This is a genomic window from Thermostichus sp. OS-CIW-20 (assembly GCF_054061455.1).
Genome location: NZ_JBSSEF010000016.1, coordinates 23258 through 35634 on the forward strand (window position 1 = coordinate 23258; position 12377 = coordinate 35634).

General features: G+C 56.4%; 10 protein-coding genes. 3 read left to right on the plus strand and 7 right to left on the minus strand.

Going from position 1 to position 12377, the window contains the following annotated elements:
* Nucleotides 1-65: 65 nt before the first annotated feature.
* Nucleotides 66-1673, minus strand: a complete 1608-nt coding sequence (locus tag ACVWXC_RS07475; protein WP_011430735.1) for an NAD(P)H-quinone oxidoreductase subunit 4 — start codon at nucleotides 1671-1673, stop codon at nucleotides 66-68.
* A gap of 369 nt (nucleotides 1674-2042) precedes the next feature.
* Here ACVWXC_RS07475 and ACVWXC_RS07480 point away from each other — a divergent pair, with 369 nt between their 5' ends.
* Entirely contained in the window at nucleotides 2043-3077 is a 1035-nt protein-coding gene (locus ACVWXC_RS07480; RefSeq protein ID WP_011430736.1) for an amidohydrolase family protein, read from the plus strand.
* A gap of 76 nt (nucleotides 3078-3153) precedes the next feature.
* Here the strand turns inward: ACVWXC_RS07480 and mnmH are convergent, their stop codons facing one another.
* Nucleotides 3154-4203, minus strand: coding sequence for a tRNA 2-selenouridine(34) synthase MnmH (gene mnmH, locus ACVWXC_RS07485; protein ID WP_457391884.1), 1050 nt, complete (start codon nucleotides 4201-4203; stop codon nucleotides 3154-3156).
* 191 nt (nucleotides 4204-4394) lie between these two features.
* Between mnmH and biuH the strand changes: the two genes are divergently transcribed.
* Nucleotides 4395-5090 carry a biuret amidohydrolase gene (gene biuH, locus ACVWXC_RS07490; protein WP_011430738.1) on the plus strand — a complete coding sequence of 232 codons (696 nt, stop codon included), beginning with the start codon at nucleotides 4395-4397 and terminating at the stop codon, nucleotides 5088-5090.
* A 50-nt stretch (nucleotides 5091-5140) separates the two neighbouring features.
* Complete coding sequence (locus tag ACVWXC_RS07495) at nucleotides 5141-6685, plus strand: ABC transporter ATP-binding protein (RefSeq protein ID WP_457391882.1); 1545 nt, start codon at nucleotides 5141-5143, stop codon at nucleotides 6683-6685.
* A gap of 51 nt (nucleotides 6686-6736) precedes the next feature.
* Here ACVWXC_RS07495 and urtE read toward each other — a convergent pair whose 3' ends face one another.
* The 5 genes from urtE to urtA all read right to left on the minus strand — a co-directional run bounded on the left by urtE (nucleotide 6737) and on the right by urtA (nucleotide 12222).
* Nucleotides 6737-7501, minus strand: a complete 765-nt coding sequence (gene urtE, locus ACVWXC_RS07500) for an urea ABC transporter ATP-binding subunit UrtE (RefSeq protein ID WP_414374660.1) — start codon at nucleotides 7499-7501, stop codon at nucleotides 6737-6739.
* A 34-nt stretch (nucleotides 7502-7535) separates the two neighbouring features.
* Nucleotides 7536-8303 (minus strand): urea ABC transporter ATP-binding protein UrtD, encoded by a 768-nt coding sequence (gene urtD, locus ACVWXC_RS07505; RefSeq protein WP_457391880.1) that lies wholly within the window; start codon nucleotides 8301-8303, stop codon nucleotides 7536-7538.
* Between the two features lie 170 nt (nucleotides 8304-8473).
* Nucleotides 8474-9682, minus strand: coding sequence for an urea ABC transporter permease subunit UrtC (urtC, locus tag ACVWXC_RS07510; protein WP_414342394.1), 1209 nt, complete (start codon nucleotides 9680-9682; stop codon nucleotides 8474-8476).
* A 3-nt stretch (nucleotides 9683-9685) separates the two neighbouring features.
* Nucleotides 9686-10843, minus strand: a complete 1158-nt coding sequence (gene urtB, locus ACVWXC_RS07515) for an urea ABC transporter permease subunit UrtB (protein WP_414419418.1) — start codon at nucleotides 10841-10843, stop codon at nucleotides 9686-9688.
* 104 nt (nucleotides 10844-10947) lie between these two features.
* Nucleotides 10948-12222 (minus strand): urea ABC transporter substrate-binding protein, encoded by a 1275-nt coding sequence (gene urtA / locus ACVWXC_RS07520; protein WP_414374653.1) that lies wholly within the window; start codon nucleotides 12220-12222, stop codon nucleotides 10948-10950.
* Nucleotides 12223-12377 lie beyond the last annotated feature (155 nt).

Here is a 12377-nt window from a genome sequence, read left to right on the forward strand (position 1 = left end):
CCGAGACCGGCTGGACCAGTGGCACGCCTTGCTGACAAGCTGCCCCAGCCTCCCTCGCCTCCATTTCAGTCGGCGCTGTAGAGAGCAGGAGCTTGGGCAACCGTCGCTCCAATAGAGGAGAGTTCTTGGCGCAGCAGCGCCACCAGGGCATTGGTGGACTGGTCGTAGAGGCTAGTGACCAGCTTGGGATAGAGCCCAATGCCGATGATGGGGATCAGCAGGCAGGCGATGATGAACACCTCCCGCGGCTCGGCATCCACCAGTTCCTCGTGTTCGGTCAGCTCTTTGTTTTCCGGGCCAAAGAAGATCTGCCGCAACATCGACAGCAGGTAGATAGGAGTCAGGATCACCCCAACCGCCGCCAGAAAGACCACCACCAGCCGGAAGGGGAGGGAGTAGGCATCGGTGGTGGCCATGCCGATGAACACCATCAGCTCCGCCACAAAGCCGCTCATCCCCGGCAGAGCCAGAGAGGCCAGCGAGCAAGCGGTGAACATGGAGAAAATCTTGGGCATCTTCAGGCCGACGCCGCCCATTTCCTCCAGCTCCAGCGTGTGGGTGCGGTCGTAGGTGGCCCCCACCAAGAAGAACAGGCTGGCCCCGATCAGCCCGTGGGAGATCATCTGCAGCATGGCGCCGCTCATGCCGATTTCGGTCAGGGATCCGATCCCGATGAGGACAAAGCCCATGTGGCTGATGGAAGAGTAGGCGATCTTGCGCTTGAGGTTGCGCTGGGCAAAGGAGGTGAGGGCGGCAAAGATGATGTTCACCACCCCCAGCACGATCAGCACCGGCGCAAAGTAGAGGTGGGCATCCGGCAGCATGCCCACATTCATGCGCATCAGGGCATAGCCCCCCATCTTAAGCAAGATCCCGGCCAGCAACATGTGAACCGGCGCCGTGGCTTCGCCGTGGGCATCGGGCAGCCAGGTGTGCAAAGGGAAGACGGGCAGCTTCACCCCGTAGGCGATGAGGAAGGCCCCATACAGCAGCAATTGGAAGCTCAGCGGATAGGCCTTGTGGGCCAGATCCGTCATGTCAAAGCTGATGGGATCCCCGTAGAAGGCCATGGCCAGGCCCGCCACCAGGATAAACAGGGAGCTGAGGGCGGTGTAGAGAATGAACTTGGTGGCCGCATAGAGGCGGTTGTACCCCCCCCAAATGGAGAGGAGCAAATACACCGGGATCAGCTCCAGCTCCCACATCAGGAAGAAGAGCAACATGTCCTGCACGGCGAACACCCCGATCTGCCCGCCGTACATGGCCAACATCAGAAAATAAAACAGGCGCGGCTTGAGGGTGACCGGCCAGGCGGCCAAGATGGCAAGCGTGGTCACAAAAGCCGTGAGCAGGATCAGCGGCATGGAAAGGCCATCGGCCCCCACCGACCAGCTCAGCCCCACCTGCGGCACCCAGGTGTAGCGCTCCAGCAGTTGTAAGCTTGTCTGGCTGGGGTCATAGCCGACATAGAAGCCAGCCAGCAAAATGAGCAGGTCGGTAACCGCGATGAAGAGGGCAAACCAGCGAACCCGTTCTGCCAACTTTTGCGCGTAGACGCGGGTAGTGGGATCCCCAGCGGGCGCCGGGATCAAGGGGATGAAGAGGGCGGCCACCACCGGATAGACGATGACCGTGGTCAGCCAGGGAAACTCGTGCAAGCTGGGCAGCGCCATGAAGATAACCTCGTTACGCTAAGTTCATACCACACCCTTCCAGGGGGATTGCCGTCGGCTACAGCCAACAGCCTTTTACCAGAATCGCTCCTGAGTATCTCTGCTCAGCAAACCTCCAGAACTATCTTAAGGCTCTTTACCTAGTTTGCCGGGATCCCTGGCCGGGCTCGACCAGGACTCAAGCATTGACCTGGTCATCAAACCTGGCTATTAGAAACCTCATCACCTGGCCCCCGGCTAGCCGACCCTGCGCAATTGCGCCTGGACAGGACTGCCGCTGTTGGATAACAGTAGAAATAGTACTTAACAACCAAGCCAGGTCCGCCCTTGGCGGGCGGTGAGGGGAGCCTCTGGGGGAAGCTTTGAAGTATGGCACTGCATGCGGAGTTACACCGCCACCTAGGCGGTTCGGTCGTTCCTAGGATTTTGTGGCGCTACCTGCATCGCCAGGGATCCCCTCTGGCAGCACGCTTTCCTGACTACGCCGAGTTTGAGGAGTTCTACACCCGCCCGCGCAACACCCTTGAAGATTACTTGGAGCTGCACACGCTAGTGGAACAGGTGCAAACCCTGGAAAGCTTACCTTATTTCATCTACCGTCTGCTGCGGGGGGCCTATGTTTTTGAGGATTTGGCCTATCTAGAGATTCGCTACACCCCCTATCTGCGCACAGATCCCAGCTTGGACGAGGCGGATCGCCTCAAGCAGATGCGCCAAGTTATCGAAACGGTAGGGCAAGCCAGCCAGCAGCGGGAATATCCCATCGTCACCACCCAGATTGTGTGTTTGCACTCTCGCCTGCCCAGCCATATCAACCGCGCCATGGTGGAGGCCGCCGCCGAGTCCGAATACGTGTCTGCCATCGACCTGGCGGGGGGAGATAAGGCCTACGGCGAACGCATGGACGAGTGGATTGAGCTGTTCAAATATGCCCTGGCCCGTGGCCTCAAAACCACTGCCCATCTCTATGAGACTTTGGATGGCTGTTACCCAGAGCTGCTGCCCTATGTCTCGCGGATTGGCCACGGGATCCAGATCCCTCTCCACTACCCAGAGCTGCTGCCAGAGCTGGCGCGGCGCGGCCAATGCCTGGAGGTCTGTCCCACCACTTACCTGAAGACGGGGACGCTGCCCAGCTTGGAGCCCCTCAAAATCGTCTTCGACCGCTGCTTTGACGCGGGGGTAGATATCGCCATCTGCACCGACAACGCCGGCCTGCACAACGTGCGCCTGCCGTTTGAGTACGAAAACTTGCTCACGCACGACATTATCGATTTCGACCAGCTCAAGCGCTGTCAGGAGGCGGCTTTTCGTCACGCTTTTGCCTGGCCCTACAAGGAGCACCCCGCCTCGTTGCTGTCGGAGCTGCAGCAGTCAGCCTCGAAGTCCCTAGTTCCCCTCTGAGAGGGGCAAACAGGACTTTGCTTGACATTTCCGCCGCCAGACTTGGTCGCGCTTGCCCGGCGAGGGCTGGCGCAGGTCAAAACGACATCCCCCTGAGTCGGACAGCGGCCTCCTGTAGGCTGCTCTCGGAGAGGTCAGGCAGCTCAAGGCGAGCGCGGATACGGTTAAAGTGTTGCTGCAGGCCGTGGCGATAGGTGGGATCGTAGTGCTGCTGCAGTAGCTCCCGCACAAATTGCGGCCAGTCTTGGGCGTCGATGAGCTCAAACCAGCGCTGCAAACAGGCCTGGCCGTAGCGGGACTTCAAAGACAGCAATTTTTCCTTTAGCGCCTGGGGGTGGGCTATCCAGTGGGGATAGTGGGCGATCAACCCCTTCACCCGTTCTTCTAGAGGCAACTGCACCTCTACGCAGTCGGCTTGGGTGATGGCCTGCCAAAGAGCAGGGGGCAAATGAAGCTGGCCCACTTTGGCACTCTCAGCCTCCACCCAGACTGGCTTGGCGGGATCCCACCGGAGAAAAACCTGCACCAGTTGACTCTCAAAGCTCTTCTGGCTGGGCTGTGGCACCCCCCACTCGGCCCCCAGGAGGGATCCCCGGTGACAGGCCAGCTTTTCCAGATCGAGAACTTGGGATCCCTGTTGGCGCAGATGGTGAAGCAACTGGGTTTTGCCGCTCCCTGTTGGTCCGCAGAGCACTCGGTAGGTAAATTCCTGGGGCAAGATCTGCAGCTGTCGGCGCACCCAGGCCCGGTAGGTTTTGTAGCCACCTTGCAAAACCGTAACCTGCCAGCCCACCTGGGACAACACCAACGCCAAGCTGGCAGAGCGCTGCCCTCCCCGCCAGCAGTAGATTAGGGGCCGGTAATCGCGATCTTTATCGGCAAAATGGGTTTGCAAGTGGCGACTGATGTTCTGGGCCACCAGGCTGGCCCCCCGCTTGCGGGCTGTAAAGGGATCCACTTGCCTGTAGAGGGTGCCCACCTCTGCCCGTTCTGCATCGTCGAGCACGGGCAAGTTGATGGCCCCCGGCCAATGGTCTTCGGCAAACTCTGCCGGCGAGCGCACATCGATAATCTCGCTGTAGGTGTGCAGCCAGGGCTCTGCAGTGAAGTGAATCGGAGGAGACACAAACCTGTGGATGGAAATGGTAAGCTGTGTTCTATCTTGGCAGGGTTCTGGCCAAGGCTCACCGCCCCAGCTTTAACTTGGGAGAGCCGAGGTCAAGCGCAGGGTGACCCGAAGGCTTGGGTTGGATATCCCTCTTGATTGGGCTTTTGCTCTTTCTTTGCTCTTTATTGAATTGATTTGCCAGAGGTGCTATGGGATCCTATATTGCGGCAGAACCTTACCCCTATCCCTACAACGGTGACTTACGGCCTGAGAACACCGCCCTGATCGTCATCGATATGCAGACCGATTTCTGCGGGGTAGGTGGCTATGTAGACAAAATGGGCTACGACATTTCCCTCACCCGTGCCCCCATAGAGCCGATCCGACGGGTTTTGGCGGCAATGCGAGCCCTGGGTTTTTTCATCGTGCATACCCGCGAAGGCCATCGCCCCGATCTATCAGATTTGCCGGAAAACAAGCGCTGGCGCAGTCAACGCATTGGGGCAGGCATTGGGGATCCCGGTCCCTGTGGGCGCATCCTGGTGCGAGGAGAACCCGGCTGGGAAATTATCCCGGAACTGGCTCCTCTGCCAGGGGAGGTGATCATCGACAAGCCGGGCAAAGGCGCTTTCTATGCCACCGATCTGGACTTAATCCTGAGGCGCAAAGGCATCCAAAACCTGATCTTGACGGGCATCACCACCGATGTATGCGTCCACACCACCATGCGAGAAGCCAACGACCGGGGCTATGAATGTTTGTTGCTATCCGATTGCACAGGTGCCACAGACTACGGAAATTATCTCGCTGCTCTGAAGATGATCCAGATGCAAGGCGGGGTTTTCGGGGCAGTTGCCGATTCAGGTGCCTTGATAGCAGTACTTCAGGAACTCAAAACCGACTAGACCTCGATTTCTTTACGTGAGACACCCAAACCAGGAGATCTTGACCAACCATGACTACCACTGCCCAAACTGAAATCTCAACAGCACGGAAAGCCCCCCCGGAACTGGAGGTCGTCAACCTCACCAAGCGATTTGGATCCCTGTTGGCCCTAGACCACGTCTCGATGAAACTCAAGCCGGGATCCTTTCATGCCTTACTTGGGGAAAACGGAGCCGGGAAAAGCACCCTCGTCAAGTGCGTGATGGGCTTTTATCATGCTGACTCTGGCGATGTTTGCATTGATAAACGAGCTCGTGCCATCCACAGCCCACGGGATGCCTATCACTACGGCATTGGCATGGTGTACCAACATTTCACCTCTGTACCCGCCATGACTGTGGCGGAAAACTTGGTCTTGGCCCGCCCAGATTTGCCTTTGGTGATTGACTGGAAAGAAGAGGAAAAAAAGCTGGCAGATTTTATGGAAACAGCCCCTTTCCAAGTCAACTTGCGGGCTTTTGTTTCCGAACTATCGGCAGGAGAAAAGCAGAAGGTCGAGATCCTCAAGCAGCTTTATTTGAACACCAAGATCCTGATCTTGGACGAGCCTACTTCTGTGCTCACGCCAGAGGAAGCCGACGAAGTCTTGGGCCTTCTGCGTCGTTCGGTGGAAGCTGGCGACCTGAGTGTATTGCTCATTACCCACAAGTTTCGCGAGGTGAATGCCTTTGCCGATGAGGTGACGGTGTTGCGACGTGGGAAGGTGGCCGGCCATGGACAAGTGAAAGATTTATCCACAGCAGAAATGGCCGAAATGATGCTGGGCCGGCAACAGGTGCAGATCCAGTTGGAGAAAGCCTTGGTCAAAGGGGGATCCCCTCTGCTGGAAATTGAAGGGATCCAGGCTGACAAGGACAATGGCTTGCCCGCTGTGCGGGGGGTGACCCTGACTGTTCATGGAGGTGAGATTGTGGGAATTGCCGGCGTTTCCGGCAACGGCCAGCGGGAGTTGATGGAAGTCTTGGCCGGGCAGCGGATGGCTACAGCCGGGCAGATCAAGATCAACGGGCAACTGTACAGGGCCACCCGCGCAGAAATGGTGCGCCACCGGGTTTGCTGTTTGCCGGAGGAACCTCTGAGAAATGCCTCGATCCCCAACATGAGCGTTGGCGAAAACTTGGCCCTGCGTCGTTATGACCGGGATCCTATGGCCAAAGGTTGGATGTTGATCTGGCAAGAGATTTGGCGCTATGCCCGCGCGTTAATCGAGCAATTTAAGGTGAAAACGCCTTCAGCCCAAACTCCCATCAGCCACCTGTCGGGGGGTAATGTCCAGCGAGCCATTTTGGCACGGGAACTCGCCGGAGATCCACAAATTTTGATCGCCGCCAATCCTTGTTTTGGTCTGGACTTTGCGGCAGTAGATTACATTCACTCGCAGATTGTGGATGCTCGTAACCGAGGAGTTGCCGTCTTGCTGATCAGCGAAGATCTGGACGAGCTTCTCAAGCTCTCCGATCGTTTGCTGGTGATGGCGGGCGGTCGGATCGTCTATGAAAGTCCTATCAGCAGCGTGGATCTCAAAGAAGTTGGCCACAAGATGGGCGGACATTAAGCATTAAGTGATTTGGTAAGTAATCAGCAGTGAATATGACATGGCTTCCCCTCAAATGGAGAGGTGAGCCCGAACTTTTTCTTCATCCATCTGGTTGGTCGGCCCCTCCATGATAAGGGATCCATTTTCCATAAGATAAAAGTAATCGGCCAGACTTTGGGCAAACTCAAAATACTGCTCCACCAGCAACACCGAAACGCCCCGCTCCTTTTGAATACGGGTGATGGCTTCTTCAATCTCGATGATGATGGAGGGTTGGATCCCTTCTGTAGGCTCATCCAGGAGCAAAAGTTTGGGCTCTGCCACCAAAGCTCTGGCGATGGCCAGTTGCTGCTGCTGCCCACCGCTCAAATCCCCACCCAGCCGTTTAAGAAAAGAACGCAGAATTGGGAATAGGTCATAGACAAACTCAGGTATGATCCGTTCTCTGTCCGGTGCCGCTTCTAGCCCCACCAGCAGGTTTTCCTCAACCGTTAGGCGGGGAAATATCTCTCGACCTTGGGGTACATAGCCAATACCGGCGCGGGCTCGCCAATTGGGAGGGTAATGGTTGATAGGACGGCCCTCAAAAGCAATTTTGCCTGTGCAGTCTTTCAGAAGTCCCATCAGGGCTTTAAGTGTGGTGGTTTTGCCCATACCATTGCGGCCCAGAAGGCAAACCGCTTGGCCGGGAAAGATCTTAAAAGAGAGATCCTTCACAATTAAACTCTGACCATAGTAAACCCTCAAGTTGGAGACCTCCAGGAGAGGCCCGGATCCATCTCGGGATAAGTTTTGTGTTGCGGTCGCGTTTTCCGTATTCATAGGCCTGCGCATGAGTCGATTAGATACAGAACTATAGCCTCTTTGCTTAGTTTTTCCCCTTGTGGGATCCGAGATAGACCTCAATCACTCGCGGGTCGTTTTTCACATCCTCAAAGGTACCTTCGCACAGCACCGAGCCTTGGTGTAAAACGGTAACCTTGCGGGCAATTTGTCGGACAAACACCATGTCATGTTCGATCACCAAAATGGTGTGGCTTTGGGCTAAGGATTGAATTAACTCTCCTGTAGCTTCTGTTTCTTTGTCCGTCATCCCGGCCACGCATTCATCCAGCAGCAGCAAATCCGGATCTTGAGCAATCACCATGCCGATCTCCAGCCATTGCTTTTCTCCGTGGGAAAGCAGCCCTGCCGGAACCCGATCCTTACGGCTGAGGCCAATGGTTTCCAAAAGAGCATCCGTTTTTTCTCGCAGATGCTTTTTGCCCAATAGGGCGGAAAAAACCCTTTTGTCAGGGTTGAGGGATAGCTCCAAGTTTTCTCGCACGCTCAAGTTTTGATAGACCCGCGGCGTCTGAAACTTGCGCCCAACACCCAAAATCGAGATCTCGTGTTCCTTGAGCTTGGCCAGATCCTTTCCTTTGAACAGCACCCGTCCTCGGGTGGGCTTAACCTTGCCCGTCAGCACATCGAGAAACGTAGTCTTACCCGCCCCATTGGGACCGATGACCACCCGCAGCTCCCCTTCCTCCAGAGAGAAGTTCAGCCTGTCTAAAGCCTTGAAGCCATCAAAGCTGACGGTGAGATCCTGAGTTTGTAAAATTTGTCGGGTGGCGGTGGGAGCTGCAGTGAGCATAGGGATCACATCCAAGAACGGAAAGGCCAAAGGTCAAACCGGATTCTCAACCCATCAAATAAACCCATCAAATAGGAGAGGAAACTTGGCATCGCTGGCTCACCCATGGGATCCTCTTACCTTAAACTTATATCTTGCACATAACTGACATCCTCAAGAGAAAGCCAGATTTAGGCTGGAGAAGTATTTGCCAAACGCCTGCGCCAAAGCTGGACAGTGACCCAAAGCTGCCTGCCTTGGGTGCGCACCCAACCCACCAGTCCATCCGGCAACACCAGCACCACCAGCAGGAACAATCCCCCTTGGAAAAACAACCAAATTTCGGGAAAATTTTCGCTCAGCAAGCTCTTGGCAAAGTTAACCAACAGAGCCCCCAGCACCGCTCCCACCAAACTGGCCCGACCGCCCACCGCCACCCAGATTACCATCTCAATGGAAAAGGGAACGGCCATCGCATTGGGAGAGATGATCCCAGTTTGCAAGGTAAACAAAGCTCCGGCAATGCCTGCCAGGGCAGCAGACACGGCAAACACCAGAACTTTAAAGCCGGTGGGATCGTAGCCGGAAAAACGAACCCGCGGCTCGTCATCTCGAATGGCTACCAGGATCCGACCGAATAAGCCGCTGGTGAGCCAACGACAGAGAAGGTAAGCCAAAACCACCGCCAGAACTGTAGTGACATAGACAGCAAAGCGCATCTCGGACGAGTTGACATCCAGGCCAAACAAAGTCTGGAAGTTGGTCAGGCCGTTGGTGCCGTTGATTAAGCGCTGTTGGCCGTTGAAGAAGTTAAAGAAAATGATCGTGGTGGCCTGAGTTAAAATGGAAAAATAAACCCCTCGAATGCGATTTCTCACCACCAAATATCCCAGGGCTGCTGCCACCAAAGCCGGGATCAAGACAACAGCAACAGCCGTAAACGGAAACGAATAAAAGGGATACCAAAACCAGGGCAATTCCGTTACCCCGTAGAGGCTGAAAAACTCCGGTATCTGACCTTCCGGCAATTGCAATTTCAGGTGCATCCCCAGAGCGTAGCCCCCCAAGGCGAAGAACACCCCATGTCCCAGACTGAGCATGCCGGTATAGCCCCAGATGAGGTCGATTCCCAAAGCTACAATGCTGAGGGCCAGAAACCGCCCCAACAAGTTGAGCCGAAAGCCAGACAGCACAGTTGGGGCCACAAAGATCAAGGCCAGCACCAAAACGATGAGGATCCCGGCCTCCCACAGAAGCTTGCGAGAAGAATTGGGATCCCCACCCGCGGCGGGAGCAGCCACTTCATGATCAGCACGGGGGGAATGAACCAGTTTCATGGGCTTTGTGAGGGAGTAGAAGATGGAGAGTCTGGTCCTAGAGTTTTCGCCAAGCGAGATCATTCCCTAGGCATCCACCATACGACCTTTTTCGGGGAAAAGGCCCCGAGGTCGCACCTGCAAAAAGGCCACGATCAAAGCAAAGACCATCACCTTGGCCATGCTCGTGGTGGCAAAAAAGTTGAGGGTATCGGTCAGGATGGGCACGTTGGGAAAAATCAAAGCCAGCGTCCCGGAACCGATGACAAAGTTGGCAATCCCGATCCCAAGCGCTGCCACAATGCTGCCCAAAAGCTTACCGACACCCCCCACGACGACCACCATAAAGGTATCCACGATGTAGTTTTGGCCGGTGTTCGGCCCCACGGATCCCAGCAGGCTGACCGCTACGCCGGCCACTCCCGCCAGACCCGAGCCGACGGCAAAGGTGAGGGCATCCACCTTTTGCGTAGGGATCCCTACACAGGCACTCATGGCCCGATTCTGGGTAACCGCCCGGATGCGCAGCCCCCAGCGGGTGCGCTGCAAGAAGAAGTACAGCCCTAGGATGCAGAAGACAGTGAGGGCGATGATAAACAGGCGGGTATTGGGCAAAAACAGGCTGCCCACCGGGATCCCACCCCCCAGCCAACGGGGAGCCGTCACGTCTTTGTTCTGGGCGCCGAACCAAGGCTGGGTAACCGCCAAAGCATAGGTTTGCGCCAGCACCCGCCCCCCCACCGCTGCAATTGCCGTGGAAAGCACCAGTAGCAGCGCCAGTGTCCACCCTTTGAGGCGCGGCCAATCCGTTCGCCTGGACAAGAGCCACCAGCCGCCGAAAAAGAGCACCGCGAAGGCCCCCAAGCGGAAAGCCAGCACCCAATTGACGCTGCGCACAAACTGCTGCAGGATCAGGCTCACACCCCAAGTGGCCAAAAGGGTCTCCAAGGGTCGGCCATACAAAAAGCGGATCACCCCCCGCTCCAGGGCTAGTCCCACCAGAGCCGTGACGGCAAAGGCAGCTACCAAAGCCGGGAAGATGTACAGATCCCGCCAGGGATCCCCCAGTGGCCGGAAAGCATTTTGCACGACGAAGGTGGTGTAGGCCCCCAACATCATCAGCTCCCCATGGGCCATGTTGATGACCCCCATGAGGCCGAAAACAATGGCCAAGCCCAGAGCGGCTATCAGCAAGACGGTGCCGATGCTAAGGCCGTTAAACAAGCTATCCAAGAGCAAGGTCATCGGCAGGGGATCCTCCTTCCAACTAAACTAGGGAGGCTAACCGAGCATCTAGGCGGGATCCCCGACCCTATCCAAACGGCAAGGGATCCCAGCCCTGGCCAGGACTAGCTGACTTTGTAGCGACCGCCCTTGGCCGGATCTGACCAATCGCAGGCAAAGCCCTTGGTCTCTGCCACAAACTGGTTCCAGGGCTGCGGCTCCACGGCATCCGTAGAAAAGATGACATCAAACAAACCGTCAGAGCGCACCTGGCCGATCCGCACATACTTGGTCAGGTGGTGATTGGTGTTCATGGTTACCAAGCCTTCAGGGGCATCGAAGGTCTGGCCGTAGGCTGCCTGCCGCACGGCGTCGATTTCTACTGTTCCCGCTTTTTCCACTGCCTGCTTCCAGATGTAAACCATGATGTAGGCGGCTTCCATCGGGTCGTTGGTGACGCGGTTTTGGCCGTATTCTGCCTTGAAAGCCTCCACAAACTTCTTGTTGGCAGGCGTATCCACCGTCATAAAGTAGTTCCAGGCGGCAAAGTGCCCTTCCAAAAATTCGGGGCCAATGGCCTGCACCTCTTCTTCGGCAATGCTGACGGACATGGAAGGATAACGATCCGGCCCCAGCCCTGCCCCTTTCAGTTGTTTGAAAAAGGCCACGTTGCTGTCGCCGTTCAAGCTGTTGTAGATCACACCGCCATTGGGAAGAGCGGCCCGGATCTTGCTGATGATGGGGGTAACTTCTGTGTTGCCCAAAGGCAGATAGTCTTCACCCACCACTTTGCCCCCCAGGGCTTCCAACTGGGCCTTGATGATGGTGTTGGCCGTGCGGGGGAACACGTAGTCGGATCCCACCAGGAAGAACTCTTTGCCCTTGTTCTTGAGCAGCCATTCCACCGAAGGCTCGATCTGCTGGTTGGGGGCAGCGCCGGTGTAGAAGATGTTTTTGGAGCACTCTTGTCCTTCGTACTGCACGGGATACCAGAGCAGGTGCTGCTTGGATTCAAACACCGGCAACACGGCTTTGCGACTGGCCGAAGTCCAGCAGCCGAATACCGTTGCCACCTTGTCCACATCGATCAATTTGGTGGCTTTCTCGGCAAAGGTTGGCCAATCGGAAGCCCCATCCTCGATAATCGGCTCGATCTGCTTGCCCAAAACCCCACCGGCGGCATTGATCTCTTTGATAGCCAGCTTTTCCGCATCCACCACGCTGGTTTCCGAAATGGCCATGGTGCCGCTGAGGGAGTGCAAAATGCCAACGCGAATGGTCTCTCCCTGGGCGTAGGCGGGCACAGACCGCTTCACCCAGATCTGCGGCCCTAGGGCAGCCCCGGCTCCAGCCAGAGCACCCATTTTCAGCACTTGACGACGATTAAATGATAGAGCCATCGGTGATCTCCGAAACGAAGTGAGTGCAAAGGGTATTAAGAAGTCCAGTTGTTGCAGCAGCCCGGCCAACGGGGGGAAGCACTTAGCTCATCACCTCGCCCATGTGTTGAACCTGCCCAACTGCAGTCGGCTGAGGCTTTCACCGAATGCCTTCC

Coding starts and splice junctions, on each gene's coding strand:
- urtB (WP_414419418.1), bottom strand. CDS start 10,843: ATGACCTTGCTCTTGGATAGCTTGTTTAACGGCCTTAGCATCGGCACC.
- ACVWXC_RS07495 (WP_457391882.1), top strand. CDS start 5,141: ATGACTACCACTGCCCAAACTGAAATCTCAACAGCACGGAAAGCCCCC.
- ACVWXC_RS07475 (WP_011430735.1), bottom strand. CDS start 1,673: ATGGCGCTGCCCAGCTTGCACGAGTTTCCCTGGCTGACCACGGTCATC.
- urtE (WP_414374660.1), bottom strand. CDS start 7,501: ATGCGCAGGCCTATGAATACGGAAAACGCGACCGCAACACAAAACTTA.
- urtD (WP_457391880.1), bottom strand. CDS start 8,303: ATGCTCACTGCAGCTCCCACCGCCACCCGACAAATTTTACAAACTCAG.
- biuH (WP_011430738.1), top strand. CDS start 4,395: ATGGGATCCTATATTGCGGCAGAACCTTACCCCTATCCCTACAACGGT.
- ACVWXC_RS07480 (WP_011430736.1), top strand. CDS start 2,043: ATGGCACTGCATGCGGAGTTACACCGCCACCTAGGCGGTTCGGTCGTT.
- urtC (WP_414342394.1), bottom strand. CDS start 9,682: ATGATCTCGCTTGGCGAAAACTCTAGGACCAGACTCTCCATCTTCTAC.
- urtA (WP_414374653.1), bottom strand. CDS start 12,222: ATGGCTCTATCATTTAATCGTCGTCAAGTGCTGAAAATGGGTGCTCTG.